We start from the raw sequence: 26,337 nt of genomic DNA, 5'->3' as shown, positions 1-26,337 counted from the left end.
TTTAGGCCTGTGTCAGTTTTTTCGAGATGATAAAGCTATTAACCAATTGTTTTAGGTACTCCGCATCTTGTTTAAGTTCAACAGAATTATTTGCTGAATTTTCAACCATCTCGGCATTTTGTTGGGCAATGACTTCCATGCTGCTCATTGCCTGATTTACTTCTTGGATGCCTTTTGCCTGCTCGCTACTGGATATCGAAATCTCCTCGACAATTTCAACGACCTTATCGATGGATTCGGTAATGACGCCAAATGCCCTGCCTGACTGTTCGGCGAGCTCTGACCCCTTGTGAACCTTGAAGGTGACTTCTTCAATCAGGAGTTTGATGTCTTGAGCGGCTTCGGAAGATTTACTTGCCAACGACCTGACTTCACCGGCAACAACAGCAAATCCCCGCCCTTGCTCACCAGCACGGGCCGCTTCTACGGCAGCGTTTAGCGCTAAGAGGTTGGTTTGAAAAGCAATGCTGTCGATTAGGGTGACGATCTCTTCAATCTTATTGCTGGAGTCTTGAATCTCTTGCATTGACTCAATTGTTGAGTGCATTACGGTTTCGCCTTTTCTTGCTTCTTGTTTGGCGCTATTACTCAGTAGATTGGCCTGTTTTGCATTTTCGGATGCCTGAGTGACGCTACTGGTCATCTCTTCAATTGCTGCGGCCGTTTGTTCCAGAGAAGACCCTTCTTGTTGAGTGCGTTTAGATAGATCTCGGCTGGTTTTAGACACCAGAATCGCTCCTTCTTCTACAGCGATTGCCGTGGCATTTACCTTGGATATGGTTGTGGAAAGAGTGTTTAATGCATGATTAAGATCATTTTGAACCTTTTGGACGGTTCCCTGAAATTCGCCTTGGATGGCATGAGTCAGGTCATTAGAAGCAATTGAATCAGCGTACTGGCTGATCTGACTAAATGCCATATCCACTTCGTTTACAGAATGGTTAATTGTGTTTTTAAGGTCCTCAAGATCCCCTGGAAGTTCACTTTGGATACGTTTATCGAATTCCCCTTGCGAAACATGTTTCATGACCAACTGAATTTCTTCATGAGCGGATTCTAGAAATTGCATGGAGTGGTCAACCTTGGCTTTTAACGAACCTTTAACCTTTGGGTTCATGCGTACATTGAATTGACCGTTTTCCAGTGCATTCATAATTTCTTCTAGCGCATTCATCGTATGGTCAACACTGGAAACCGCCTGGTTTAAGTTGAGACAAAGTTTTTCAAAGTCTCCAGTGTATTGCTGAGTGATACGTTGCTTGAATTCACCTTGCGCAATGGCATTGATGATGTGGTTTATGTGATTCATTTCATTGGAAATCTTACCGAGTAAACCATTGTATGTATTGGCAATTTCTCCAAATTCATCTTTGAGAGTATGTTGGATTGTATGGTTAAAATCACCGGTTTCCTGAGTGTGTTTTATTCCCTTGGTTAGCAGCGATACCCCCTTCAAAACTTTAAAGGTGGTTTGCAGCAAGATTAAAATCATTGCTAAAACCGCCAAAGCAGCAATGCTCCATAATGTAAACCCAATGCTTTTATGTTGTTTTTCGAGAAAAGAGTTTATTTGCTCCTGCAAGGCTTTGAGCGGTTCGTCTGTGGCATGAATAGCGGAACGCATTTGGCCTCGCAATCCCATGGTTTCATCCAGCCCTTTTTGGTATTCGGCTTCATATAAAGCAAGGAAATCATGTTTATATTTTTCCATCGCTGCTTTTACAGCCTTTTGTTGCGGGTCGTTCAAATTGCTTTGGGCGAGGTTTTGTTCAAATTTAATATAGTTTTTAAGGAATTTGTCGCGGTATTTTTCTGCGAAACGCAGCATAAAGTCTTTTTCGTTGCGGCGTAACATGAGCATGTCTGCGGTCAGGTGAATTTGATGGCTGTCTTTTAAAAGAGCCTCCGCACGATGTACTGAATTTCGTAAGCTGCCATAAAGCCCGTCCTTAGGGGTTAACCCTATAGTTTTTTGTAAATCAGCAAGAGCGATAAAGCGTTGTTGATATTGTGCCAATGCCGAAGTCAATGACGTGACTTGGACAGTATTTTGGTTGATTGCGGTTAAACTCGCTGAGAGTTGTTCGATGCGTTTTTGTGCTTCGGCAAAGATCGCATTGAACTGATCGATGTATTTGCTTTCTTTACGGATGAGAAAATCTTTTTCCTCTTTGCGTAATTCCAGAAGGTGATTATGGATTTGCTGGGAGAGCGTTGAGGTGTTTTCGAGCTGTTGTATTTTTTCTAAAGCAGAATTGATGGCGAACATTAAGCTGCCCAAGCTTAAGACAACAACAGTTAGGACAAGGGAAAAACGGGATTTAAGCGAATGCATGCTCTCTCCTCGACAGCTGATTTTTATATCAAAATCAGTCTATTACAATTTAGAGAGAGCGTTCAGCGATTATATTTATTAATCAGTAAGAGATACTTATTTCATCTAATGCTTATCTAATTGGCACGTATATTGCCAATTCTTCCAAGAATTTGATTGATTTTCTTCCTTTGTGGTCGATAGCTTCTTGGTGCATCCATCAAGTTGCCATCACTCAATGCCCCAGCACACGTCAGGCGATAGACATTAGGTTGGCTTTCCGATTTCAGATACATATGAACCAGATCCATGGTTTCTGGACGCTGTTGGTCATAAGCTAAAACCAGTTGATTGTTTGGGTAGCTGCCATATTCATTGGCGGCTAACTGAACGCTTTGACGGTTCAGTGCGATCTCCTCTTCCCCAAGCTGCACTCGAGAAATGGCGAATTTTTGCGGTCGAATGACCGTGTCGTGTGCTTTCATTTGGTACATCTCAATGCGACAATGCGGCTCACTATGATCAAAGTGGCTGCCGCTGAGTTCACCAAATTGAATGAATTGTCGTGTCTTGCCAGTCGGAATAGTAATAGGTTGATTTAGGTAAAAATGTTCCCCCGGTTGCACATCCATCAGGTGCTTAGGCGCACTGAGTGCACAACCGCCTAACACACCCATCAAGCCGGTTAGGAGTATTGGTAAGGATTTGTTTTTTAACATAAATCGAATCATGGCGATCTCCTTGTTGATTGATATCGAAGTAGGATCTTCTCTTCGACAGGGTTGCCATTGAGGTGGTAACGGATAACTGGTTGAATCGATTTGCATTGTGCTAAAATATACCGCTATTTTAGAACCTTTTTAACGACAAAACAGCCCGATCAGGCAGAAAGAGTTTTGAGAAAGTCTGAAGGTTTGTTTGTAAGATGTGGCCAAACGCTGGACGAGTTTTCTTACAGTGCGGAATAAAGCCACCCAACCTTTTCTGAGTTTTACCCTGAGGAAGATCGCATGGATGCTCAAGTTTCAAATTATGACGTGATTGTTGTCGGTGGCGGCCATGCGGGAACCGAAGCAGCGTTAGCGTCTGCGCGTATGGGGCTGAAAACCCTGTTGTTGACACACAATATCGATAGCTTGGGGCAGATGTCTTGCAACCCTGCGATCGGCGGGATTGGAAAAGGGCATTTGGTTAAAGAGGTGGACGCGCTTGGCGGCGCTATGGCCTTGGCGATTGATGAAGCCGGAATTCAGTTTCGTACTTTGAATGCCTCCAAAGGCCCTGCAGTACGAGCTACTCGTGCACAGGCGGACCGTGTGCTTTACCGTCAGGCGATCCGTACCCGATTGGAAAACCAGGTGAATCTGTCGATTTTTCAACAACCGGTTGAAGATTTGATTCTGGAAGGCGATCAGGTGCGCGGTGTAGAAACCCGTATGGGGTTGAAGTTTTACGCCAATCAGGTGGTTTTGACGGTCGGTACCTTTTTGGCCGGACGCATTCATATCGGCTTGCAGAACTATGAGGGGGGGCGTGCCGGAGACGCCCCGGCGAACCGTCTTGCGGCCCGTTTGCGGGAGCTGGACTTGCCGGTCGGCCGTCTAAAAACCGGAACCCCGCCGCGGATTGATGCACGTACGGTGGATTTTGAGGCCATGCAAATCCAGCCGGGAGACGATCCGGCGCCGGTCTTCTCGTTTATGGGCAAGCGCAGCATGCACCCAAAACAGATTCCCTGTTACATCACCTACACTAACGCCCAGACCCACGAAGCAATTATGGCGTCACTTGATCAGTCGCCGATGTATTCCGACCAGGGAGAGATCGACAGCGTTGGGCCGCGCTACTGTCCGTCGATTGAAGACAAGGTGATGCGTTTTGCCGACAAAGACCGCCACCAAGTGTTTATCGAACCGGAAGGGCTGACCAGTAACGAACTCTATCCGAATGGTATTTCCACCAGCTTGCCGTTTGAAACCCAGATGCAGATTGTGCGCTCAATGAAAGGCTTGGAAAACGCGCAGATCATGCGTCCTGGCTATGCGATTGAATACGATTATTTTGATCCGCGCGGCTTGAAGCCGACACTGGAAACGCAACATATTCACGGCCTGTATTTTGCCGGTCAGATTAACGGCACCACCGGTTACGAAGAGGCAGCTGCACAAGGGCTGTTGGCGGGGATGAATGCCGCACGCCGGGCGCAGCTGAAAGAGCAGTGGTATCCACGCCGTGACGAGGCGTACATCGGCGTTTTGGTGGACGATCTGATCACTTTGGGCACCAATGAACCTTACCGCATGTTCACTTCGCGGGCCGAATACCGTTTGATGTTGCGTGAAGACAATGCCGATCAGCGTTTGACGCCGATCGCGCGTGAATTCGGCTTGATTGACGATGCACGTTGGCTTACCTATGAAACCAAAATGGAAGCTCTGGAAAAAGAGCTTCAGCGTTTGAAACAGACCTGGATTTACCCGGCGCATGCGGAAGCGAAAAAAGCCGAAGCGTTAATGGAATTGCCGTTGAGCAAGGAACAGAGCCTTTTTGATCTCTTGAAGCGCCCCAATGTTCGCTATAACGCTTTGGCGGAGTTGGAGGCGTTTGGTGATGGTGTGCAGGCCGAAGAGGTGGTTGATCAGATCGAAATCGAAGCCAAATATGCCGGTTACATCGAGCGTCAGAAGGTGGAAATCGACAAGCTCAAGCGTTCCGAAGCGGTGAAAATTCCGGAGGATTTGGATCTGGACGCGATTTCCGGACTTTCCAACGAAGTGAAGCAGAAACTGCGGGATCATAAGCCGGCCACGTTAGGGATGGCGAGTCGTATTTCCGGCATTACCCCGGCGGCCATTTCGATTTTGCTGATTTCCATTAAAAAACACCGCTCCGGCAATCGTGTCGCTTAAGAGGTAAAGATGGATCGAATTGCATTGCGTACCCAGCTGCAGAGCGGATTAAACCAGATTGCTTTGGATCTTTCCGAGGAGCAGGTGGATAAACTGCTGGATTATCTGGCTCTGCTGCATAAATGGAACAAGGTTTATAACCTGACGGCCATTCGTGATCCTCGGGAAATGCTGGTTAAGCATCTGCTCGACAGTTTGGCGGTAGTGCCGCACATTAGCAGCGATCGTCTCATTGATGTGGGCACTGGGGGAGGCCTGCCTGGAATTCCCCTCGCAATTTGCTATCCGGATCGCAAGATAGACCTGTTGGACAGCAACAGTAAAAAGACCCGTTTTTTGATTCAAGCGAAAGCCGAGCTTGGATTAATCCATACCGAAGTTCTGCATCAACGCGTAGAAGAGTATCAGCCGAGCACGTTGTATGATGGCGTGGTGTCGCGCGCGTTTGCTTCGATGCAAGATATGTTGCATTGGACAGAGCATCTATTAAAATCAGATGGTCACTGGTGGGCGATGAAAGCACAAAAAGAGTTTGAGGATTACTCAAACCTGCCAGGCCTGGTTAAAATCGATGAGATTATTGATCTGCAGGTGCCGGGTTTGGATGCGCAGCGCATTCTGGTCAAAGCCAGTAAAGAGACAGACTCCTAATTGAAAATTCAATTACATAACAAGCAAACAGTAACAAACAGTAAGGGCTAGGTGGCATTTCGTGGGCAGAGTGATTGCATTGGCGAATCAAAAAGGAGGCGTGGGCAAGACCACGACCAGTGTCAATTTGGCGGCCGCTCTGGCCCGCTTGGGAAAAAACGTGCTGCTGATCGATTTGGACCCTCAAGGGAATGCCACTGTCGCCATTGGCGTGGATAAAGATCAATTGGATAATTCCATTTTTGAAGTCCTGGTTGGCGAATCAAAGCCCAAAAACGCGATTCAGAATGTCGAGCAGGCCAGTTTGGACCTGTTGCCGGCCAATGGTGATCTAACTGCAGCGGAAGTGGCGCTGTTAGAAGAGGATATGGGACCAAAGCGCCTGCGCAAGGTATTGAAAAAGGTACGCACCCAGTATGATGCGGTGCTGATTGATTGCCCTCCGACACTGAATATGTTGACTCTGAATGCACTGACTGCGGCCGATGGCATCGTGGTTCCGGTGCAGTGTGAGTATTTTGCTCTGGAAGGATTGTCTGCACTGATGGACACCATTGAAACGGTCAAAGAGCAGCTCAACCCCTCCTTGCATATCGATGGTCTTTTAAGAACCATGCATGACCGCCGCAACAATCTGGCGAATGACGTTTCCAATGAATTGGTCGCCCACTTTGGGATGAAAGTGCTTCAGACCATTATTCCGCGAAACGTGCGCCTTGCGGAAGCGCCAAGTTATGGTGAATCGATTTTGGATTATGACCCGTCGTCAAATGGTGCCATTGCCTATCTGGCGTTGGCAAATGAACTGATTCGGAAAACACAAATTTAATCAAACTGGTACGAAGGGCGCCGCTCTTTGGTAATGGCTGAAAAAGGTAAATAGCTCGTGGCAAAAAAACGTTCTGGAATGGGAAATCGTGGCATCCACGCCATGATCGGTGCAAAACAGAAATCTGATAATAGCAGTACAGATTTGCGTGTTGAAAAGCTTTCGGTAACACAGCTTAAGCCGGGCAGTTATCAGCCACGTCAGCAATTTGATGAGGAGGCACTTCAGGAGTTGGCAAGTTCGATCCGTGTCCAAGGGGTGGTGCAGCCGATTGTGGTGAAACCTCTGGAAGGTGACAGCTTTGAAATTATTGCTGGAGAGCGTCGCTGGCGTGCAGCCCAGTTGGCGGGGCTGGACAAGGTGCCGGTTGTGGTGCGTCAAGCGGATAACCAGGCCACCCTGGCGATGGCGTTAATCGAGAATCTCCAGCGCGAAGATTTGAACCCGATTGAAACGGCAGTAGGGCTTAAGCGTCTAATGGAAGAGTTTGAATTGACCCAGCAAGCCGTTGCCGATGCGGTAGGGCGTTCTCGTGCTGCTGTTTCAAACTTGTTGCGCTTATTGAAACTGCCGGACAGTATTCAGCAAGCTTTGCATGATGGCGAAATTAGCATGGGGCATGCTCGAGCGATTATTTCTCTACCGGAAGAGTTGCAGTTGGAACTGGTGGAGAAAGCCGTGCAGAAAGGTTGGTCGGTCCGTGAAATGGAAGAGGCCGTGCAGCAGGTACTGGTGCCTAAAAAAATCATTAAGGCGGCCAAAGAAAAGAGATTGCCACAACTGGCTGAGATTCAGCATAAACAGCAGGCGCTAGCGGAAAAGATTTCAGCCAAAGTGAAAATCAACCACCGCCAAAATGGAAAAGGCAGACTGGAGATCAGTTATGACACCCCAGAAGAGTTAGAACGTTTATTAAATCTTTTTTAGTTGCCGAAAACTAATAGGAAATCTCAATCAAAAGCCTTTTACGGCTGGATTTAATATATCTAGTGGCTATAAAAAAAATTAATACACTATCTAGTGAGGTGGAAAAAAGCCTGAAGAAAAAACTGTAAAAAACAAACATCTAAGCTGGCTTTTAGGCGCATAAAGCTATATTATGTGCGACCGTTTAGGTTGAAGAAGTTTCAGCTAAAAAGTATCATTATAGAGTTTGTCATTAGATGACTGAGTTAGGTTCAGAGGCAAGGAAAAAGAGTGAACAAGCAAAGCCTAAGCCGGCTTTGAATTTCCTGCTGTTAAGTGCGGGTTCAATGTTCACCTCGATGATTGTAGCCGGTTTTTTGGTAGGCTACGCTTTGGACCAACTGTTTGATACGACACCGATTTTCTTGCTTGGTTGTGCCGTTTTAGGGTTTATTGGCGGCATACAGAAAGTTCACAGACTGACCAGCAGAATAGATCTACCGGCGGAAACAAAAGAAGAAAAAGATGAACAAAAATCTTAGCCAGCCGTTGGTGATTCAAGGGGCGATCGGAATTGTCGCCATTGTTGTGTTTGCTGTATTGGGACAAGGGCCTTCAGCGGCTTATGGATTCTTTGTCGGCATAATGAACGTGCTGATGTTGAGCCTGACATTTAAGAAAGCCGATAGCACGGCAAAAGAAGACCCGAAAAGGGGCATACTGGTTTTATATTTGAGTGCAGTCATCCGATTTGTTCTGTTGGCTGTGTTGTTTGTTTTAGGGCTGGCGCTCTTTAAATTTGAACCGATGGCGGTTGTATTGACGTTTGTCGTAATGCAATTGGGCCAGATGTTTAATCTTAAAGGCAAGCGTCGTTTGACTGACTAAGGAGAAGACCCTTGAGTGCTGAAAAAATGGGAACTGTCGAGTATATTCAACACCACTTGACAAATAATAGCATCGGCGAAGGTTTCTGGACTTTTAACATGGATACCATCGTCGTGAGTTTGTTGCTGGGCGCACTAATTGTGTTTGCTGCAGCCCGTCTAGGAAAACAGTTGGAGTCAGGCACTCCGGGTGGATTCCAGAACTTTGTGGAATCTATTCTGGACTTCGTTTCCACTAACGTACGTGATGCCTTCCCTGGTCATAACCCTTTGATTGCGCCATTAGCATTGACTATTTTCCTATGGGTTTGGTTGATGAACTTCATGGATTTGATTCCGGTTGATTTGCTGCCGTATCTGTATCAGTTGATTACTGGCGACTCTCACGCTTATCTGAAAGTTGTGCCAACGACTGACTTGAACACCACCCTGGCAATGGCGTTCACTGTTTTTGCACTGATTATCTTCTATAACATCAAAATTAAGGGTGTTGGCGGGTTCATTAAGATGTTCCTGTTCCATCCATTTGGTAAGTTCTTTGTACCAGTCAACATTGTGATGACTTTGATCGAAGAAGTTTCTAAACCGCTTTCTCTTGCTCTGCGTTTGTTCGGTAACATGTTCGCGGGTGAGTTGGTATTCCTGCTGATCGCTTTGATCGGTGGAACTTTGGCAGTGGGTGCCGCTGCCTTATTCTGGGCACCTCTTCAGGTTCTGTTGGATTTAGGTTGGTTGATTTTCCACTTGTTGGTGATCACCTTACAGGCCTTTATCTTTATGGTGCTTACGATTGTTTATCTAGGAATGGCTCACGACGAAGGTCACTAAGCTTTAGATAGCAATAAAAAGAATAGGAGGCCTGTTCAGTTTTGACTGGGCTTCCAAAAAGGTTTAAGCGCACCTGCTTTAAGGTTTCTCAAAAGAGATCGGAAGGTAAAAAGCTTTTTTTAACTTTTGTTTTTTTAACTTTAAACTTGTAAAACTTTAGGAGAAAGTCGATGGAAGTAACTGCTACTATGATTGCTGATATCTACTCTGCAACTGCTATTGGTGTAGGTGTAATTTTGGCTGCTGCTGGTCTGGGTTCAGCTATTGGTTGGGGTCTGATCTGTTCTAAAACTCTAGAAGGTATCGCTCGTCAGCCTGAGATGCGTCCTGCTCTTATGACTAACATGTTCATCTTCGCTGGTCTGATGGAATCTTTCCCATTCATCATCCTAGCTTTCGCTATGTGGTTCTTGTTTGCTAACCCATTCGTCGGTGCTATGACTGCTGCTCTAGGTGCTTAATCTAGACGTTTGATTAGACCGAATATTAATTTAATTAACGAATGGCGAGGTAACCACCGTGAGTATTAATGCAACGCTTCTCATCCAGATCATTGCTTTTGTGCTGTTGGTCTGGTTTGTGAACAAAGTGCTGTGGGGGCCGCTGTCTAAGCTAATGGAAGAACGTCAGAAGAAAATTGCTGACGGTCTTTCTGCTGCTGAGAAAGGTAAGCATGAGCTTGAACTAGCTGAACAAAAAGCCAAAGAAGTGCTTAAAGAAGCTAAAGCTCAAGCTCAGAACATCCTGAGTCAAGCTGAAAAGCGTAGCTCTGAAATCGTAGAAGATGCGAAAGTAAAAGCGAACGAAGAAGCTGACCGTATTAAAGCTGCTGCCCAAGCCGAAATTGAGCAAGAAGTGAGTCGTGCAAGAGAAGACCTTCGTAAAGAAGTGGCAACTCTAGTTGTATCGGGTGCTGAAAAAATTCTTCGTAAAGAAGTGGATGCATCTGCACACAATGACATGCTTGAAACCCTAGTTAAATCAATCTAAGGGTACTTCTATGGCAGAATTAATGACAATTGCTAGACCGTATGCTGAAGCGGCTTTTGCTTTCGCAAAAGATAAGAATCAGCTGACAGAGTGGTCGGATCAGCTTGCTAATCTTGCATTGATCGCTTCAGATGAAGCCATGCAAGCAATGTTGGACAACCCCGCTTATACTGAAGAAAACGTGATTACCGTTTTTGAAGGTGTGATGGGTGACAAGCTGTCTGCAGAAGGTAGAAACCTTCTAACTCTGATGGCAGAAAATAAACGTTTGGCTGCGCTACCTCAGGTTTCTCAAACTTTTGAAGTTTTGAGAGACGCTGAAGAAAAACGCGTTCGTGCCACCGTTATTTCAGCTCAAGAAGCTACGGATGAGCAGAAGACAAAATTAAGTGCTGCTTTAAATGCCAAGTTTGATGCCGAAGTAGAGGTCACATATGAAGTGGACCCTGAATTGATCGGCGGTATCAAGATCAAAGTAGGTGACTGGGCTGTTGACGGCTCAGCGGTTTCACAACTAAACAAACTTGGCGCAGCAATCGCCCAATAATGGAGAGGAACAAACATGCAATTGAATGCCTCTGAAATCAGTAGCCTAATTAAAGACCGTATCGCCGGTTTTGAAGGTGCTGCAGAGTCTGGCAGTGAAGGGACAGTCGTTAGTATTGCTGACGGTATTGCTCTGATTCACGGTTTGTCAGACGTAATGTACAGTGAGATGGTTCAATTTGATGAAAACACCTTCGGTATGGCTCTTAACCTAGAGCAAGATTCTGTAGGTGTGGTAATCCTTGGTGAGTATGAACATATCTCAGAAGGTGACAAAGTAACCTGTACTGGTAAGATTCTTGAAGTACCAGTAGGCCCAGAAATGATGGGTCGCGTTGTTGACGCTTTGGGTCGTCCAATCGATGGAAAAGGTCCAATTGATGCGAAAACAACTTCACCGATTGAGCGTATCGCTCCTGGTGTAATCGACCGTAAATCGGTTGATCAGCCAATGATGACCGGTATCAAGTCTATCGACTCTATGATTCCTGTTGGTCGTGGTCAGCGTGAGTTGATCATCGGTGACCGTCAGACGGGTAAGACTGCGATTGCAATCGATGCGATCATTTCACAAAAGAACACTGGCGTGAAATGTGTCTACGTTGCAATGGGTCAGAAAGCTTCGACTGTAAACAACGTACGTCGTAAGCTTGAAGAGTTCGGTGCAATGGAGAACACGGTTATCGTTGCAGCTAACGCTTCAGATCCAGCGGCGCTACAGTATATGGCAGCTTATGCTGGTTGTGCGATGGGTGAATACTATCGTGACCGCGGTGAAGATGCTTTGATCATCTATGATGACTTGACTAAGCAAGCACAAGCCTACCGTCAAATTTCATTGTTGCTACGTCGTCCTCCTGGACGTGAAGCTTTCCCTGGTGACGTTTTCTACCTACACTCTCGTCTTCTTGAGCGTGCCGCTCGTGTAAACGAAGATTATGTAGAGCGTTTTACTAACGGTGAAGTAAAAGGTAAGACCGGTTCTTTGACAGCACTGCCTATCATTGAAACCCAAGCAGGTGACGTATCTGCATTCGTACCAACTAACGTAATCTCGATCACAGATGGTCAGATCTTCCTTGAAACAGGTTTGTTTGCTCAAGGTATCCGTCCTGCGGTTAACGCGGGTCTGTCTGTATCTCGTGTTGGTGGTGCAGCTCAAACTAAAGCAATCAAGAAACTGGGTGGTGGTATCCGTCTAGACTTGGCTCAATACCGTGAATTGGCGGCATTCGCTCAATTCGCTTCTGATCTAGATGCGGCGACTAAAGCTCAGCTAGAACGTGGTAAGCGAGTAACTGAGTTAATGAAGCAGAAGCAGTATTCGCCTTTGACTATTGCTGAGATGGCTACGTCTCTGTACGCTGCAAACGAAGGTTACCTAGACGACGTTGAAGTTGAAAAGGTACTGGACTTTGAAGCTGCATTGCATGCTTACCTAAACTCTGAACACGCTGATCTAGCCGCTAAAATTAATGAAAAAGGCGACTGGAATGATGAAATCGTTGCAGGTGTAAAAGCTTGTATCGAAGCATTCAAATCAAACGGCGTTTACTAAGAAAGGGGTAAGCCATGGCAGGCGGTAGTAAAGAAATACGGGCAAAAATTGCTTCCGTAACAAATACCAAAAAGATCACCAAAGCCATGGAAATGGTGGCAGCTTCCAAGATGCGTAAGGCGCAAGCCCGCATGGAAGCTACCAAACCGTATGTTGAGAAAGTGAAGAGAGTGATCTCTCATGTTGCCGGCGCGCATCCTGAATATAAGCATCCTTATACTCAGGAGCGTGACAGTGTAAAACGTGTTGGATTGGTTGTGATCTCTTCAGACCGCGGTCTTTGTGGTGGTTTAAACTCAAACTTATTCCGTAAAATTCTGCCAATGCTTAAGCAATGGCAGGAAGCTAAGGTAGAGGTTGAACTTGCCCTGGTTGGTAATAAAGCAAAAAGTTTTTTCCGTAGTTATGGCGGTAACGTTGTTGCTACGGTATCTGACCTAGGTGATACACCTCATATTGAGGACCTGGTAGGGACAGTCAAAGTCCTGCTAGACAAATTTGATGCCGGCGATATTGATGAAATTTATATCGCTTCAAACGAATTTGTGAACACTATGGCGCAAACGCCAACTGTTCAAAAAATGGTTCCTCTAGAAGCTGAAGCGGAAGCTGAAACGCATTGGGATTATTTGTATGAGCCTGATGCTAAAACAGCACTGGATCTGTTAATGCGTCGATATATCGAAAGTCTGGTATTCGGTGCCGTTGTTGAAAATGCAGCCTGTGAACAGGGTGCACGAATGATGGCCATGAAGAATGCTACTGACAACGCAGGCCAGATGATTAATGACCTGAAGCTGGCGTATAACAAAGCACGTCAGGCAGCGATCACTCAGGAACTTTCTGAGATTGTTGCAGGTTCATCAGCTGTTTAAGTTTGAAGTATTTCAATAAAAGGTTAAAGATTATGAGTGGAAAAATAGTACAAGTTATCGGCCCGGTTATCGACGTCGAGTTTAAAGGTGCTGATTTACCAAAAATCTATGACGCTCTGAAAGTTGATGAACTTGGTTTAACTCTTGAAGTTCAGCAACAAGTTGGTGATAACGTCGTACGTGCAATCGCGATGGGTTCTTCCGACGGTCTTAAGCGTGGCATGGAAGTTAAGAACACAGGTGAAGCGATCTCTGTTCCGGTTGGTAAGGCAACTTTGGGTCGTATCTTCGATGTACTGGGTAATGCAATTGATAATGCAGGTCCAGTTGAAACTGAAGAACGCAACACAATTCACCGCGCAGCACCTGCGTTTGATGAACTAGCAGCGTCTCAGGAGCTTCTAGAAACTGGTGTTAAGGTCATCGACTTGATCTGTCCTTTCGCTAAGGGTGGTAAAGTTGGTCTGTTCGGTGGTGCCGGTGTTGGTAAAACCGTTAACATGATGGAGTTGATCCGTAATATCGCGATCGAGCACTCGGGTTACTCAGTATTTGCTGGTGTAGGTGAGCGTACTCGTGAAGGTAACGACTTCTACTATGAAATGGAAGAGTCCGGGGTACTTGATAAAGTTGCTCTGGTTTACGGTCAGATGAATGAGCCACCAGGTAACCGTCTGCGTGTTGCTTTGACTGGTTTGACTATGGCTGAGTACTTCCGTGACGAAGGTCGTGATATCCTGTTCTTCGTAGATAACATCTACCGTTATACTTTGGCTGGTACTGAGGTATCTGCATTGTTGGGTCGTATGCCTTCTGCGGTAGGTTATCAGCCTAACTTGGCTCAAGAAATGGGTCAGGTTCAGGAGCGTATCACTTCTACTAAAGTGGGTTCGATCACCTCTATCCAGGCCGTTTACGTTCCTGCGGATGACTTGACGGATCCAGCTCCAGCGACAACGTTTGCTCACTTGGATGCGACAGTTGTATTGAACCGTGCCATCGCGGAAACGGGTATTTACCCAGCGATCGATCCTTTGGACTCAACTTCACGTCAGCTTGACCCTCAAGTAGTTGGTCAGGAGCATTACGAAGTGGCACGTGGTGTACAGCAAACTCTACAGCGTTACAAAGAGTTGAAAGACATCATCGCGATCCTAGGTATGGATGAACTGTCTGAAGAAGACCGTGCTACGGTTGCACGTGCTCGTAAGATGCAGCGTTTCTTCTCTCAGCCATACTTCGTAGCGAAAGTGTTCACTGGTGAAGACGGTCGTTATGTGCCTTTGAAAGAAACTATTCGTGGATTTAAGATGATCCTGAATGGTGAATTGGATCACATTCCTGAGCAAGCATTCATGTACGCTGGGGATGTTGACGAAGTTCTGGAAAAAGCGAAAAAATACGAAGGTTAATGAATTATGGCAGTCTCAATGCAAGTAGATATTGTTAGTGCAGAGGGGTCTTTGTTTTCTGGTAAGGCAGAGATGTTGTTTGCACAGGCTGCCGACGGTGAGGTTGGTATTATGCCTCACCACACCCAGTTCATCAGTAGTTTAAAGCCTGGACAAGTTCGTGTGGTAAGTGGTGACGAAGAAGATTTCTTCTACGTTAACAGTGGTATTATTGAAGTACAACCTAGTGTTGTGACTATACTAGCTGATACTGCAATCCGTGCGGAGGATCTTGATCAAGCGGCTGCTGAGGAAGCTAAACGTCGTGCTGAGGAAGCTATGGACCAAGCAAAATCGGATACTGATATTGCTCGCGCTCAAGTGGAATTAGCGGAAGCCGTTGCGCAAATTCAAACTATCACCAAGTTGCGTGATCGTTTACATAAAACTGGGTTGGCGTAATCGTTAATCTAAGTCATAAAAGCGCCTTTTAGGCGCTTTTTTTTTCTGAAAAAAACACTAAAAGAAAGTTTAATCTAATGACTAAGCTTTCTTTTAAAGTTATTTTTTGAGTGGTTCGGAGTATCCAACGTGTCTTTAAGCGTTCTCATTCTGGCAGCGGGTAAAGGTACCCGCATGAAATCCAATCTTCCCAAGGTATTGCAGCCTTTAGGCGGCAAGCCACTATTAGCCCATGTTATCCATACGGCACAGTCTCTTTATTGTGATCAAATTGTGACGGTTGTCGGACATCAGGCTGATCTGGTCAAGCAGTGTTTTGCATCAGAAGAAATCGAATGGGTTGAACAAACTGAACAGCTCGGAACGGGCCATGCCGTTGCGGTTGCGGATCAGCTAATTAAAGAGGATCATACGGTACTGATTTTATATGGTGATGTGCCATTGATTGCTCCGGCGACACTCAAAGATTTGATCGGTTTGGTTGATGAATACCATCCTTTAGCGCTGTTAACGCTCAATTTGGATGATTCGACGGGCTATGGCCGTATCGTCCGCGACCATCACCATGAAGTGACTGCGATTGTCGAACAGAAAGACGCTACGACGGAACAGTTGGCGATCAATGAAGTGAACACAGGCATTATGGCGGTCAGCGGAAAACACCTTAAACGCTGGTTAGGTCAGTTAGATAATAACAATGCGCAGGGCGAGTATTATTTGACGGATATTATTGCCATGTGTGTCGCCGATGGGTTTACTGTGCAAACCTCTCAGCCTGCTGATGAGGTGGAAGTGCTAGGGGTTAACGATAAGCTTCAGCTGCAGAATTTAGAGCGTCGCTATCAACGCTTGTTAGCCGATCAACTGATGTGCGATGGCGTGACACTTGCAGACGCCAATCGTATTGATATTCGTGGTCCGATAGACGCTGGCCGTGATGTCTTTATTGATGCGAATGTACTGTTTGAAGGACATAACCGTATTGCCGATGAGGTGACGATCGGGGCGAACTGCTATCTGAAGAATGTCACTATTGAGGCTGGTTGTGTGATCCACCCATTCAGTCATCTTGAAGAGTGCCATATCGGCCGCGATTGTAATATTGGCCCCTACGCCCGCTTAAGACCGGGGAGCGAACTGGCGGATGAGGTGCGCATTGGTAATTTCGTTGAAACCAAAAAAGCCCGAATTGGCAAAGGTTCGAAAGTGAATCACTTGAGTTATATCGGTGACACGGTCATGGGCAGAGACGTAAATATTGGTGCCGGTACGATTACCTGCAATTACGACGGCGTCAACAAACATCTGACTGAGATCGGTGACCGTGTGTTTGTCGGTTCTGATACCCAACTGGTGGCTCCCGTCAAAGTGAATGACGATGCGACGATCGGTGCCGGCTCGACCATTACCAAAGAGGCTCCTCAGGGTGAATTGACTCTAAGCCGGAGCAAGCAGGTCACCATTAAAGGGTGGACAAAGCCGGCCAAAAACTGATCAGGCCTGTTGAATTTTATGCGTTATCTTCCTGTCAATCCCAAATTGATTGAGGCTCTTAAGACTCAGCTACAGCTCAAAGGTTGGCTATTGAAAGGTCAGGATGCCGGGCAGGCGCATCTCGTGGGCTGGGGCTATGTTCTGAAATGGCAGAAAGCGATCGATAACGAATCTACAAGTTCACTGTGGCTACACTATAAAGAAGTCCAAGGTAAAGCTGAAGCGCAGTTGGAAATGACCCCCGAAGCCTACACAGAAATCAGCGAAATGGTTAACCGTCTGGAAGAGCAATGATGAGTAAATGGCAGGCTTATATTGCCTTAACCCGTATCAATCGGCCGGTAGGTATTTATCTCGTGTTATGGCCTGCTTTATGGGCCTTATGGCTGGCGGCCGGAGGTATGCCGCCACTGTGGGTTCTAGTCGTTTTTATTCTTGGAGCGGTTTTAATGCGTTCTGCCGGCTGTGTCATTAACGATTATGCCGATCGAAACTTTGACGGTAATGTCCGTCGTACCTGTCAACGTCCTCTCGCCACAGGAGCGATATCAGTCAAAGAAGCGTTAGGGTTCTTTGTCGTGCTCTGTGTGATCGCTTTTCTTCTCGTTTTAACACTGAATACCCTCACCATCCTGCTTTCATTCGGCGCCGTGGTGTTGGCGGCAGTCTATCCGTTTATGAAACGTCATACCTATTGGCCTCAGGCGTTTCTTGGCGCGGCCTTTGCCTGGGCTATTCCAATGGCGTTTGCCGCCGTTCAAGATCGTGTTCCTTGGCAGGCCTGGCCTCTTTTTGTTGCCACCCTGGTCTGGTCATTGATTTACGATACGGCTTATGCCGTGGCCGATAAAGAAGATGATTTAAAAGTCGGCATCAAATCCACGGCCATTTTATTTGATAAGAACTTGGTTCCAATGATCGCGTTCTTTCAAATGATTATGCTTGGTTTGCTGATTTGGACAGGCCTGCTGTTTTCACTCGGTCTTTTCTATTATCTGGGTTTATTCATCGTAGCCGGTTTGTTCTTTTGGCACTCATGGCGTTTACTTACGAATGACCCGCATATTGCCTTTCAAGTCTTCTTACAGAATCACTGGATTGGCGTCATTATCCTGCTGGGATTGATCGCCGATTCGATTTGGTTGATTCCTTTAGGCGACAGATAGACACAGAAAGATTTCAAATGTGTTTGCCTATTGCAATCGTGTTTGAGGCGGCAGTTGGAGAATAGGTTCTAACTCTAACTGCCAGTCGGCAGCCTGAAGAGCATGACTGAAAATTTTTAATAAAATCGACAAGATTTGTGGCTGTAAGGGCAAGCCGATTCCAGGCCCGCTTTCAGGTTCTAAATTAAGTTGAGGGAAGTCGCTGCCCAAGCCTTTGAAAGTGATTTTGCTGAGTAGGATGGGTTCTTTGCCTAGCGGATAGTCAGCCTGTTCCGATTCTTGGTAGTTCTGTCCAAAATCGCTGTCTAATGGTGTTTCTTGAGTGGGCGTTTCTGTGGTTTGTTCATTTGAAAATAGGGTTTCACCGGTTTGCGGATGCTGCCCTTGCAGTGCTGGAATTAACAGCGTCAGGTAGCGGCGGGTAATCCAGGCAGAATATACCTGTTCATTGTGTGTTTTTATTTTTAAGAGTATTCTATCTTCAATGGTCTGGTAAGAAGCTTGTATTTGTGAGATGACATCAGACATGGTTTTAAATCAGTTTCAAGAGACTGGATCCGTTTTAATAAGGCGTTGAGGGCGTTCCATTGCAGATTGGAATACGGAACACTATTATAAACTCCTTAGTCCTGCTCGGGCTAATATTCTCGTTCGGCCAGGTGTATGCCGAAGAAACGGAACCAGCCTTAAAGCCATCCCCGCCAGCCTCCTCCTCTGATTCTGTTGAAGTCATGGATAAGACCGCTCCATCGGCTAAAGAATATCTGTTGCAAGATCTCGATTCCGGCCTCATTTATGAAGGCTTGCAAAAAATGGAAAACTTTCAAGTCTGGTTGGGAGGGCATGTTCAGGAAACCAGTGAGCTCATTGATGACTATTTTGGCACTCAGGAGTCGTTTGAATATGCGCGAGGTAGCCGGTTAGATGTCATGACACCGGTCATTTTTCATGATTCTGGCCAAGTGGAAATGTCCTTGAGAATGAGAGCAAAACTGGCTTTTCCCAAGATAGCGAAACGTTGGCACTTGTTGATCACCTCCGAAGACACCAGTGTTAAAGGACAGGTCAACAGTGACTTGGCACGGGATGTAACCGAAGAAGAAGGTACAGCGTCCTTGGGGTTTCAGGTCATGCTCGAGGAGTATGACAAACTGGCCACCCTGTTGGATTTTGGTTTGAACTTCCAAAACATTATTGATCCCGACCCTTATGTGCGCCTGAAAAAGCGCTATGAGTGGCAGCTTAAAAATGATTGGACAAGTCGCATGAGTCAAAATCTATTTTGGGAGCGAGTCGCTGGACCAGGATTGGAATCCAAGCTGGTATTTGACCATGAATTGGACGAGGTCTATCTGTTTCGTAGCCAAACAGATGGCGTTTGGTGGCATGATGATGGGTATTACGATTTAATTGAACGGTTTCTACTGTATCAAAGAGTCAATCCGCACCGTTTGCTGACCTATCAGCTCCGGTTTGATTGGGACACGCAAGGCCCGGGGTTTCACAATACAGATTATGGCGTGGCCGTCAATTGGCGAGAAAAGGCCTATAAAAACTGGCTGTATTTCGAGATCGAACCCGGTGTGCGTTTTACGGAAGAAAATGACTTTGCCCAGGCGGATTTAACGTTGATGTTGATGTTGGAGATGCGTTTCTATAGCCGTATTTAAATTACGAGTCTTTGCTTGCGTGGTTGAGGATGAGATCGGGTAGAAACACTTCAGTTAGGAGTAAAGGCGAATATTGGCGAGTGAATAAGGAGCGTCGCGCATAACTGGTTTCTGTGAATGCCAGCGGCATGGATTTTGTCAGGGCCTGCTCTATCAGTGGCCAAGCTTGCAAAGGGTTGCGCGACCATTCAAACGGCGATCTTTGCAAGTTTTTTAGTTCAAACAGCACTTCCCCCAAAGGTTGACTGCCCAATTTTTGCAGTGAAAACCAAGGGCTTCCAGGCCGCATATCAGGTATCACGGTGCGGGCATAAACCCAACTCTGTTGTTGACATTTAAGAAGGACGCAACGGATCCAGGCTTTTCGGCAATCGGGAAGTCCAAGGCGTTGTGCTTCGCTGGCCAGTGGAATTTGCCATCCTTCAGAGAGGATTTGAACCTGCATTTCCGGGCAGGCCTGTCGAATTCGTTGCGTCAGCGAGCCCGGAGTACTCATCCAGGAGTTGATTTCCGGAGAAGCACCGAGGCGTTTAAGTAAGTGAGTGGGTTTCCAGTGCATTGATACCTGTTTAAATCTAGCCATGATCAGGCGTGTTGGTATTCGATGTTATCGCCAATCCAGCGCGCCTGAAGCTTTTCAACCTGCTGCGGGTAAGTTGTAACCAATTCGGCCGAACATTGCTGTGCTGCCGGAATCCATTCGGCGTCGCGGCGCAGATCAGCGATTCTAAATTGTAACCCGCCCGTTTGCCGGGTACCTAAAATTTCTCCTGGTCCGCGGATTTTTAAATCCTCTTCTGCGATACGGAAGCCGTCATTGGTTTCGCGCATAATTTGTAAACGTGCTTTTCCTGTTTCTGAAAGCGGAGGCTGATAAAGCAAAACGCAGTGGCTTTTCAAGCTGCCGCGCCCCACGCGTCCTCGGAGCTGGTGCAGTTGCGCCAAGCCAAGGCGTTCGGCATTTTCAATAATCATCAGACTGGCATTGGGGACATTGACGCCCACTTCGATCACGGTGGTCGCCACCAGCAGATCGAGTTCGTGGTTTTTGAATGCGCGCATGACCAAGGTTTTTTGTTCGCCTTTTAAACGCCCGTGAATTAAACCTACACGCAGCTCAGGCCAGCGCTCGCTAAACTGGTTGGCGGTGACTTCAGCGGCTTGGGCATGCAGCAATTCAGATTCTTCAATTAACGGGCAAACCCAGTAGGCCTGTATGCCTTGATGGCATTTTTCAGCGAGATGACTCATGACCTCTGTACGCTTTTCATTGCTGATCACCGCGGTATCAATCGTTTGCCGGCCGGGTGGAAGTTCGTCAATCACAGACAGGTCGAGATCGCCGTAGGCTGTCATGGCCAGCGTCCTAGGAATCGGCGTGGCGGTCATAATCAATTGATGGGGATGCACCTGCGTGGGTCTAATTTGTCGTAGCTCTTTGTTAGCTGAGGTGCTGCGCTGCTCATGTACACTCTGAGTACACTCCGCTAATCGCGTCTCGGCGGCCGCGATCTTCGACCAATTATCTCCCTCTGATACTGGGTTATCTTCGTGCTTCCGATGCTCATTGGTACTGTGAGCTAACTGCGCTACGCTTTCCTCATCACCGCCTTCCAGGACGATCTTTTGGCCTTTCTGTTGTAGTGACAGACGTTGATGGACGCCAAAACGGTGCTGCTCATCGATAATCACCAAGCCTAGTTGGTCGAAATTAACCGCCTCCTGAAACAGGGCGTGAGTGCCAATCACCACTTTAGCGATTCCGGATTCAATCTGTTGGAGGACATAGCGTTTTTCCGCCGCTTTCATTTTTCCGCTGAGCCAGGCAACTTCAATACCGAGCGGCTGCAGCCATTCGTCAAAGGCGTTGCGATGCTGTTCGGCAAGAATCTCTGTCGGAGCCATAATGGCCACCTGAAACCCGGCTTCAGCGGCCTGAATCGCGGCTAAGGCGGCGACGATCGTTTTACCGGAGCCGACATCCCCTTGCACCAGACGTTGCATTGGATGTTCTTTGCTCAGGTCTTTTTGAATTTCTTGCAATACGCGTTGCTGAGCGCTTGTCAGCGTAAAGGGCAGTGAGGCGATGAGTTCATTAGCCATTTGGCTTGCCGGCAAGGGAGGGGATTGGCGCTGTTTTTCAAGCTGACGCAGTTGTTGCAAACCAACTTGGTGACTGGTGAGTTCTTCTAGAATCAAGCGTTGTTGCGCTGGATGCGTAAAACGTTTCATCGCCGCCAAGTCATCTTCTGGCTGTGGTTGATGCAGGGTGCGGATCGCGTGATTTAAGTCAGGCAGCTGATAGGTTTTAAGCAGGCCTGCTGGCAGCAGCTCTTCAAGAGGGTGCTGTTGTAAAAGCACCAGTGCCTGTTTAATCAATTTTAGAATGCTCGCCTGCCCAAAACCTTCGGTTGTCGGGTAGGTTGGCGTTAACGTTCGTTCAAGAGGAGGGGGATCGTTGATGTCGATAAATTGATACAGTGGGTGAACCATTTCCAATCCATTTGGACCGACTCGAACGTCACCGAAAGCTCTTAATGTTTTACCGCGGACAAACTGCTGTGCCTGGCGAAAATGAAAATGAAAGAAACGCAGGGTTAAGAAGCCTCCGCCAGGCGACTGGATTTTAACCAGCAAACTATTACGACGTCCCCGGGTCAGGTGTTGCGAGAAAATTTCGCCCTCTACCAGCGCTTCTTGTCCGACAAATAGGTTTTCTATGGCGGTAAGGCGGGTTTTATCCTGATAACGTAAGGGCAGATGAAACAACAGATCTTGGACCGTATGCAGGCCTAGACGGTGCAGTTTTTCCTGCTGTTTCGGACCGACGCCTTTTAGATTGGTAATAGGATAATTGGATAGCATGGGTTGTGAACAAGATAAGTGCTTTGCGAAAATTTTAACAGATATTAGGGATGGTTAATGGTTAACCGATTGTATAGGTAACCAGGTAAAATAGTAAGAAATGGCTAGGGAAGGTGTTTTTAAGCATTTCAATAGCCTATTCCTCATTTCCTGCGGATGACGTTGAAGTGAAGTTCGCTTTCAAGGTCATATGATGCCGGGTGGCAGAAGAGGGGGGATCAAGCATGCGCCGTTCAAAAGCAATTTTTTTGATGATGATGGCGTCGTTATTTGTATTGGTAACGTCGCTTATGTGGTGGCGTGTGGATTCCGAGCTCCGGCAGTTTAGCCGGTATCAACAAGAGTTGATGACAAAGCAGGCTCACCTCTCGGCTAACAGCATTAATAGCGTTATCTCTTCCCTGCGTAAACGCATGATAGCGGTTTCCCTCGACGAATTTTGGCTTAAGGATCTGGAACACTATAAAACCGTCGATAAAATGCAGGATGCGCTGAAAGCGCGCTTTAAACTCTATTTTCCAGAAATGTATGCGTTTACGATTGCAAATGAATTAGGTGAACCCCTGTGGGGGGATTTGGACCTGTTTGTTAGCGAAGCGTGCCGGGAAGATATCGAAAAAACCGCTGGGATGATTGGACGCAACACACCTTATTTTGACTATCAGCCTCAAATCCATGCCAAGCCGGATGCCTATCATTTCGATATGATGTTTCCGGTTTTTTGGAATCAGCAAAAACTGGTGTTCTTCATGAGCTTTAAAACCGATTCTTTGGTGGAGGCGCTCAAAGAAAATCAGCTATCCAATCACACCACTTACCTGCTTCGTGTCGACAAACCGGGACTCATTGAAGCGACCGCACAAGGCAGTCGTGACAAGTTGTCGAGAGAGTTCTTTCTGCAACCTCAAGAGCTTCAGCGTATCGGTGCACGCGAACGTGTTGCACATACTTTGTGGGAAGCGGTTGTCGTTGAAAATCCTGAGGTAAAGAGCGCTTTTGTGGCCAAGGTGGCAAAAATAGCCACGCTCTCTTTGGCGCTGTTCTTTTTATTATGGGTGAGCTTATTATGGTTTGGTGTTCATTATGAACGTAAACGGGGGTATCTGTTTAATAAGCTCAATCATCTGTCTCTTCATGATGAACTGACGGGGTTGGCAAATCGTCGCAAGCTTCTGAAGTTCTTAGGTGACGTGATTGAAGAGGCTCAAAAGCATGGCGACTATTCGGGGTTGCTTTATATGGATTTGGATGGTTTTAAAATGGTGAATGATCACTACGGCCACGATGTGGGTGATGCCTTACTGGTTGCTTTCGGTGATCGTCTTCAAGCGTCGGTGCGTAAAGAAGACTTGGCGGCGCGGATGGGCGGCGATGAGTTTGTTGTTTTGTTGAATAAGATCGGACAGAATCCGGAAGAGGCCAGCCGAACATTGGAGGAGACCAAAGAGCGTTTTTATGAGTCGTTGTCAGAACCTTACCTTATTCTCGGACATCGAATCATTACGCCGCCGAGTATTGGTGCGGTGTTAATCGACCTGCAACCGCATAGTGTCGAATTTCTGCTTAAACAAGCGGACGCCGCGATGTATCGGCATAAAATGCAGAGGCGCTAACGGTTTATCTCGCTGCCAAACAGCCTCCTTCTTCATGTTTTGGTCCGAGTCTTTTTGGCATGTACCTAGAGTGTATTTAATCCTGGTTTTTTGAATTTTGACTGGCAAAGTGTACGGTTTTTAACGCGCTGTTTGGGCAGGCCTGTCCATTTTCACACTGTATCGCGTGAAGGAAATCTTCTTCAAGGGCTTGATATTGCTTTATCAAGCGCTGAATTTCTTTTTGAGCATTAATTAATTCCTTTCTCAGGTAGTGATTTTCTTGAATCAGTAAAAAATGCGTTTGTCCGAACGAGGAACAGTGGGTAAAGGGAGGCTGAAATGGCATGTTTTGCATAATTAAGCGTCCTTTGAGATGTCACATATCTTGGTAATGGCGGTTAAAAAGGCGGTATAAAGCCGCCTAAAAATAGAAAACTCAGGGGAACTGAGTGTGTTGTATCAAGACTTCAAGGAGGAAGAATACGAACAAGCCCTCTGAAGAGGGCTTAAAAGTATATTTTTAATATTAATGCAAATAAAAACAATTATCAAATAGTTTTTTGTAAAAAATCATGATATCCGAAGCGAACCCTTTCTTTTACGGCAAAATTTGCTTTAATAAGCGCTTGGTTTTATCTACGTGATTATGATTATTTTATGTTGAATTGTGGCATGCATGATGCTTTAAAGATTCAGGTGTCATGAAAAGGTTTTATTTAAATGTTTAACTGGAACAAAACAAAAAAATTGCAAACAGAGGTTGAGCGTTTGACTCAACAAGTTGAATCTCTGCTGGAAGAAAAGCAGGAGTATCAACTACAAATTGAACAGCTACGAAGTGAGTTGGATAATCATTTGCAGATGAATATGGAGTCCACGACAGAGGGCATACCACCTTCATTGCAACGTCTATTTGAGTCCTTAGGGGCATATGCGGATGGTGTCAAGGTGTTTCAGGGGAGTATGAACACCTTGGGTGACAGTTTGGCGCATGGTCGCCAGGATGTAGTCGGCTCGCTTAAAATTTCGCAGTCAGCGCAAAATGACCTGTCTAAAATCACCTCCGGCATCATGCAACTCAATGAGGTGGCGATGGATACCTCTAAGTCGGTCACTTCGCTTGAGGAGCGTGCGCAAGAAATTGGCGGTATTGTCTCATTGATCGAAGACATCTCTGAACAGACCAATCTGCTGGCGTTAAACGCCGCGATTGAAGCCGCGCGTGCCGGAGAAGCAGGACGTGGTTTTGCTGTGGTAGCCGATGAGGTGCGTGTACTGAGTTCGAAAACGGCCAAAGCAACGTCGGAAATTGCCGGTTTGGTGGGGCTGATTCAGAATGAGGTGAAAAAATCTCAGAATCAGATTATGGATCTTTCCTCGCAAACGACGCAATTGAGTTCTAAAGGAGAGAGCGCGAATCAAAGCATTTCTGAGCTCATTGCGTCTAACCGAAGTATGGAAGGAATCATTTCGGCAGGGGCATTACGTAGTTTCGTGAGTGCGGCTAAGGTAGACCATAATGTCTTTAAAATGGAAATTTACAAAGTGTTTATGGGTCTGTCGAATCTGAAGTCTGATGAGCTTGTCGATCATAATAATTGTCGACTAGGCGAGTGGTATTACCGAGGTGAAGGCGTGAATTGTTACTCGCAATTGCCGGGGTATCCGGATTTAGAGCGACCTCACATTGAGGTGCATACCCTAGGTCAGAAGGCTTTGGAGGCTTATGAGCTCGGCGATATGGATGTCGCGTATGACTATTTAGAGAAAATGGAGCAGGCGAGTCATCTGGTTTCGGAGGCTTTGGAGGCCATCGCCGCGGCAGGTGAAAGGGATAACCGTTTACTTTGTACGGACGAAGAGTTGCTGCAGAGCGCTTAACATCAAAATGGGAGCGCAAGGCTCCCAGTTAGCTCAGTGCAAAACTTTATGGTCAAGCTTAGTAGCTCGATAACGCCATGACGCCATCCATTTCCACATCCGTGCCTTTAGGCAGTTCTTTGACAGCAACCGCAGCACGCGCTGGGTAAGGTTGCTGGAAATACTGCGCCATAATGTCATTAACCGTTGCGAAATGGCTCATATCGGTCAGGAAGATATTCAGTTTAACGATATCCTGAAGGGAACCTCCCGCGGCCTCACAGACGGCCGATAAGTTTTTAAAAACCTGGTGGATACGCACATCAATGTCTCCTTCAGCCAATTCCATGGTTTCCGGAATAAGGCCGATCTGTCCAGAAAGGTAGACAGTATTACCGAAACGTACCGCTTGGGAGTAGGTTCCGATGGCCTGAGGTGCCTTTTCGGTTGCAATCACTTCGCGCATGGTTTTTCCTTTTCTAAATCGTGATGTCAAAAATAGGGTTGTCAAATTGAACAGGCCTGGTCAAACCTGGCCCAT

At 46.5% G+C, this 26,337-nt stretch carries 26 protein-coding genes; 20 read left to right on the top strand and 6 right to left on the bottom strand.

Annotated features, from left to right (window positions below; translation table 11 throughout):
* Nucleotide 1: 1 nt before the first annotated feature.
* Nucleotides 2–2,335, bottom strand: a complete 2,334-nt coding sequence (locus tag QCB44_RS08385) for a methyl-accepting chemotaxis protein (protein ID WP_279409397.1) — start codon at nucleotides 2,333–2,335, stop codon at nucleotides 2–4.
* A 116-nt stretch (nucleotides 2,336–2,451) separates the two neighbouring features.
* Nucleotides 2,452–3,045: a hypothetical protein gene (locus QCB44_RS08380; protein WP_279409396.1), complete on the bottom strand. Its 594-nt coding sequence runs from the start codon at nucleotides 3,043–3,045 to the stop codon at nucleotides 2,452–2,454.
* 279 nt (nucleotides 3,046–3,324) lie between these two features.
* On the opposite strand from QCB44_RS08380, the gene mnmG reads away from it, so the two are divergent.
* The 17 genes from mnmG (at nucleotide 3,325) to ubiA (ending at nucleotide 17,806) form a co-directional block, all read left to right on the top strand.
* Nucleotides 3,325–5,223: a tRNA uridine-5-carboxymethylaminomethyl(34) synthesis enzyme MnmG gene (mnmG, locus tag QCB44_RS08375; RefSeq protein ID WP_279409394.1), complete on the top strand. Its 1,899-nt coding sequence runs from the start codon at nucleotides 3,325–3,327 to the stop codon at nucleotides 5,221–5,223.
* Between the two features lie 9 nt (nucleotides 5,224–5,232).
* Complete coding sequence (gene rsmG, locus QCB44_RS08370) at nucleotides 5,233–5,874, top strand: 16S rRNA (guanine(527)-N(7))-methyltransferase RsmG (protein WP_279409393.1); 642 nt, start codon at nucleotides 5,233–5,235, stop codon at nucleotides 5,872–5,874.
* A gap of 61 nt (nucleotides 5,875–5,935) precedes the next feature.
* Nucleotides 5,936–6,703, top strand: a complete 768-nt coding sequence (locus QCB44_RS08365; RefSeq protein ID WP_279409392.1) for an AAA family ATPase — start codon at nucleotides 5,936–5,938, stop codon at nucleotides 6,701–6,703.
* 57 nt (nucleotides 6,704–6,760) lie between these two features.
* On the top strand, nucleotides 6,761–7,630 hold the full coding sequence (locus tag QCB44_RS08360) for a ParB/RepB/Spo0J family partition protein (protein ID WP_279409391.1): 870 nt from the start codon (nucleotides 6,761–6,763) through the stop codon (nucleotides 7,628–7,630).
* A 236-nt stretch (nucleotides 7,631–7,866) separates the two neighbouring features.
* Nucleotides 7,867–8,151 (top strand): AtpZ/AtpI family protein, encoded by a 285-nt coding sequence (locus QCB44_RS08355; protein WP_279409389.1) that lies wholly within the window; start codon nucleotides 7,867–7,869, stop codon nucleotides 8,149–8,151.
* Complete coding sequence (locus tag QCB44_RS08350; protein WP_279409388.1) at nucleotides 8,135–8,497, top strand: ATP synthase subunit I; 363 nt, start codon at nucleotides 8,135–8,137, stop codon at nucleotides 8,495–8,497. Before QCB44_RS08355 ends, QCB44_RS08350 begins: the two co-directional genes overlap by 17 nt.
* 11 nt (nucleotides 8,498–8,508) lie before the next feature.
* Nucleotides 8,509–9,324, top strand: a complete 816-nt coding sequence (gene atpB, locus QCB44_RS08345) for a F0F1 ATP synthase subunit A (RefSeq protein WP_279409385.1) — start codon at nucleotides 8,509–8,511, stop codon at nucleotides 9,322–9,324.
* Between the two features lie 170 nt (nucleotides 9,325–9,494).
* Nucleotides 9,495–9,785, top strand: a complete 291-nt coding sequence (atpE, locus tag QCB44_RS08340; RefSeq protein ID WP_028485619.1) for a F0F1 ATP synthase subunit C — start codon at nucleotides 9,495–9,497, stop codon at nucleotides 9,783–9,785.
* A gap of 58 nt (nucleotides 9,786–9,843) precedes the next feature.
* The gene (locus tag QCB44_RS08335; protein ID WP_279409382.1) at nucleotides 9,844–10,314 is read left to right on the top strand and encodes a F0F1 ATP synthase subunit B; all 471 of its coding nucleotides are present in this window, start codon (nucleotides 9,844–9,846) and stop codon (nucleotides 10,312–10,314) included.
* 10 nt (nucleotides 10,315–10,324) lie between these two features.
* Entirely contained in the window at nucleotides 10,325–10,861 is a 537-nt protein-coding gene (locus QCB44_RS08330; RefSeq protein ID WP_279409381.1) for a F0F1 ATP synthase subunit delta, read from the top strand.
* A gap of 15 nt (nucleotides 10,862–10,876) precedes the next feature.
* Nucleotides 10,877–12,418, top strand: a complete 1,542-nt coding sequence (atpA, locus tag QCB44_RS08325; RefSeq protein ID WP_279409380.1) for a F0F1 ATP synthase subunit alpha — start codon at nucleotides 10,877–10,879, stop codon at nucleotides 12,416–12,418.
* Between the two features lie 14 nt (nucleotides 12,419–12,432).
* Nucleotides 12,433–13,293, top strand: coding sequence for a F0F1 ATP synthase subunit gamma (atpG, locus tag QCB44_RS08320; RefSeq protein ID WP_279409379.1), 861 nt, complete (start codon nucleotides 12,433–12,435; stop codon nucleotides 13,291–13,293).
* A gap of 29 nt (nucleotides 13,294–13,322) precedes the next feature.
* Nucleotides 13,323–14,705: a F0F1 ATP synthase subunit beta gene (gene atpD, locus QCB44_RS08315; RefSeq protein ID WP_279409787.1), complete on the top strand. Its 1,383-nt coding sequence runs from the start codon at nucleotides 13,323–13,325 to the stop codon at nucleotides 14,703–14,705.
* Between the two features lie 6 nt (nucleotides 14,706–14,711).
* Nucleotides 14,712–15,146: a F0F1 ATP synthase subunit epsilon gene (locus QCB44_RS08310; protein ID WP_279409378.1), complete on the top strand. Its 435-nt coding sequence runs from the start codon at nucleotides 14,712–14,714 to the stop codon at nucleotides 15,144–15,146.
* Between the two features lie 129 nt (nucleotides 15,147–15,275).
* Nucleotides 15,276–16,640 carry a bifunctional UDP-N-acetylglucosamine diphosphorylase/glucosamine-1-phosphate N-acetyltransferase GlmU gene (gene glmU / locus QCB44_RS08305; protein WP_279409377.1) on the top strand — a complete coding sequence of 455 codons (1,365 nt, stop codon included), beginning with the start codon at nucleotides 15,276–15,278 and terminating at the stop codon, nucleotides 16,638–16,640.
* Between the two features lie 18 nt (nucleotides 16,641–16,658).
* Nucleotides 16,659–16,934, top strand: a complete 276-nt coding sequence (locus QCB44_RS08300; RefSeq protein WP_279409376.1) for a hypothetical protein — start codon at nucleotides 16,659–16,661, stop codon at nucleotides 16,932–16,934.
* Nucleotides 16,931–17,806, top strand: coding sequence for a 4-hydroxybenzoate octaprenyltransferase (ubiA, locus tag QCB44_RS08295; protein ID WP_279409375.1), 876 nt, complete (start codon nucleotides 16,931–16,933; stop codon nucleotides 17,804–17,806). The genes QCB44_RS08300 and ubiA overlap by 4 nt, the downstream gene beginning before the upstream one ends.
* Before the next feature lie 27 nt (nucleotides 17,807–17,833).
* Here ubiA and QCB44_RS08290 read toward each other — a convergent pair whose 3' ends face one another.
* The gene (locus QCB44_RS08290) at nucleotides 17,834–18,334 is read right to left on the bottom strand and encodes a hypothetical protein (protein ID WP_279409374.1); all 501 of its coding nucleotides are present in this window, start codon (nucleotides 18,332–18,334) and stop codon (nucleotides 17,834–17,836) included.
* Nucleotides 18,335–18,537: 203 nt separating this feature from the next.
* On the opposite strand from QCB44_RS08290, the gene QCB44_RS08285 reads away from it, so the two are divergent.
* Nucleotides 18,538–19,476, top strand: a complete 939-nt coding sequence (locus tag QCB44_RS08285) for a hypothetical protein (RefSeq protein ID WP_279409372.1) — start codon at nucleotides 18,538–18,540, stop codon at nucleotides 19,474–19,476.
* 1 nt (nucleotide 19,477) lies between these two features.
* On the opposite strand, the gene QCB44_RS08280 is transcribed toward QCB44_RS08285, so the two are convergent.
* Nucleotides 19,478–20,035 (bottom strand): chorismate lyase, encoded by a 558-nt coding sequence (locus QCB44_RS08280; RefSeq protein ID WP_279409371.1) that lies wholly within the window; start codon nucleotides 20,033–20,035, stop codon nucleotides 19,478–19,480.
* A gap of 26 nt (nucleotides 20,036–20,061) precedes the next feature.
* Nucleotides 20,062–22,341: an ATP-dependent DNA helicase RecG gene (locus tag QCB44_RS08275; RefSeq protein WP_279409370.1), complete on the bottom strand. Its 2,280-nt coding sequence runs from the start codon at nucleotides 22,339–22,341 to the stop codon at nucleotides 20,062–20,064.
* Between the two features lie 224 nt (nucleotides 22,342–22,565).
* Between QCB44_RS08275 and QCB44_RS08270 the strand changes: the two genes are divergently transcribed.
* Together QCB44_RS08270 and QCB44_RS08265 are read left to right on the top strand one after the other, a co-directional pair.
* Nucleotides 22,566–23,954, top strand: coding sequence for a sensor domain-containing diguanylate cyclase (locus QCB44_RS08270; RefSeq protein ID WP_279409369.1), 1,389 nt, complete (start codon nucleotides 22,566–22,568; stop codon nucleotides 23,952–23,954).
* 750 nt (nucleotides 23,955–24,704) lie between these two features.
* A complete protein-coding gene (locus QCB44_RS08265) occupies nucleotides 24,705–25,817 on the top strand; it encodes a methyl-accepting chemotaxis protein (protein WP_279409368.1) in 1,113 nt (370 codons plus the stop codon).
* Nucleotides 25,818–25,875: 58 nt separating this feature from the next.
* Here the strand turns inward: QCB44_RS08265 and QCB44_RS08260 are convergent, their stop codons facing one another.
* Nucleotides 25,876–26,262 (bottom strand): RidA family protein, encoded by a 387-nt coding sequence (locus tag QCB44_RS08260; RefSeq protein WP_279409367.1) that lies wholly within the window; start codon nucleotides 26,260–26,262, stop codon nucleotides 25,876–25,878.
* Between the last annotated feature and the right edge of the window lie 75 nt (nucleotides 26,263–26,337).

The sequence above is a fragment of the Thiomicrorhabdus sp. zzn3 genome (assembly GCF_029767755.1).
Taxonomy (GTDB): domain Bacteria; phylum Pseudomonadota; class Gammaproteobacteria; order Thiomicrospirales; family Thiomicrospiraceae; genus Thiomicrorhabdus.
Note: the sequence above shows the minus strand (reverse complement) of the source record. Positions and strands in the feature narration are given on the sequence as shown.

Bases quoted from the DNA above. Each gene is read 5' to 3' on its own strand.
- QCB44_RS08270 (WP_279409369.1), top strand. From the start codon at position 22,566: ATGCGCCGTTCAAAAGCAATTTTTTTGATGATGATGGCGTCGTTATTT.
- QCB44_RS08275 (WP_279409370.1), bottom strand. From the start codon at position 22,341: ATGCTATCCAATTATCCTATTACCAATCTAAAAGGCGTCGGTCCGAAA.
- atpA (WP_279409380.1), top strand. From the start codon at position 10,877: ATGCAATTGAATGCCTCTGAAATCAGTAGCCTAATTAAAGACCGTATC.
- QCB44_RS08330 (WP_279409381.1), top strand. From the start codon at position 10,325: ATGGCAGAATTAATGACAATTGCTAGACCGTATGCTGAAGCGGCTTTT.
- QCB44_RS08355 (WP_279409389.1), top strand. From the start codon at position 7,867: ATGACTGAGTTAGGTTCAGAGGCAAGGAAAAAGAGTGAACAAGCAAAG.
- QCB44_RS08385 (WP_279409397.1), bottom strand. From the start codon at position 2,335: ATGCATTCGCTTAAATCCCGTTTTTCCCTTGTCCTAACTGTTGTTGTC.
- mnmG (WP_279409394.1), top strand. From the start codon at position 3,325: ATGGATGCTCAAGTTTCAAATTATGACGTGATTGTTGTCGGTGGCGGC.
- QCB44_RS08280 (WP_279409371.1), bottom strand. From the start codon at position 20,035: ATGCACTGGAAACCCACTCACTTACTTAAACGCCTCGGTGCTTCTCCG.
- QCB44_RS08290 (WP_279409374.1), bottom strand. From the start codon at position 18,334: ATGTCTGATGTCATCTCACAAATACAAGCTTCTTACCAGACCATTGAA.
- QCB44_RS08310 (WP_279409378.1), top strand. From the start codon at position 14,712: ATGGCAGTCTCAATGCAAGTAGATATTGTTAGTGCAGAGGGGTCTTTG.
- QCB44_RS08380 (WP_279409396.1), bottom strand. From the start codon at position 3,045: ATGATTCGATTTATGTTAAAAAACAAATCCTTACCAATACTCCTAACC.
- QCB44_RS08300 (WP_279409376.1), top strand. From the start codon at position 16,659: ATGCGTTATCTTCCTGTCAATCCCAAATTGATTGAGGCTCTTAAGACT.
- ubiA (WP_279409375.1), top strand. From the start codon at position 16,931: ATGATGAGTAAATGGCAGGCTTATATTGCCTTAACCCGTATCAATCGG.
- atpG (WP_279409379.1), top strand. From the start codon at position 12,433: ATGGCAGGCGGTAGTAAAGAAATACGGGCAAAAATTGCTTCCGTAACA.
- rsmG (WP_279409393.1), top strand. From the start codon at position 5,233: ATGGATCGAATTGCATTGCGTACCCAGCTGCAGAGCGGATTAAACCAG.
- atpE (WP_028485619.1), top strand. From the start codon at position 9,495: ATGGAAGTAACTGCTACTATGATTGCTGATATCTACTCTGCAACTGCT.
- QCB44_RS08350 (WP_279409388.1), top strand. From the start codon at position 8,135: ATGAACAAAAATCTTAGCCAGCCGTTGGTGATTCAAGGGGCGATCGGA.
- QCB44_RS08285 (WP_279409372.1), top strand. From the start codon at position 18,538: ATGGATAAGACCGCTCCATCGGCTAAAGAATATCTGTTGCAAGATCTC.
- QCB44_RS08260 (WP_279409367.1), bottom strand. From the start codon at position 26,262: ATGCGCGAAGTGATTGCAACCGAAAAGGCACCTCAGGCCATCGGAACC.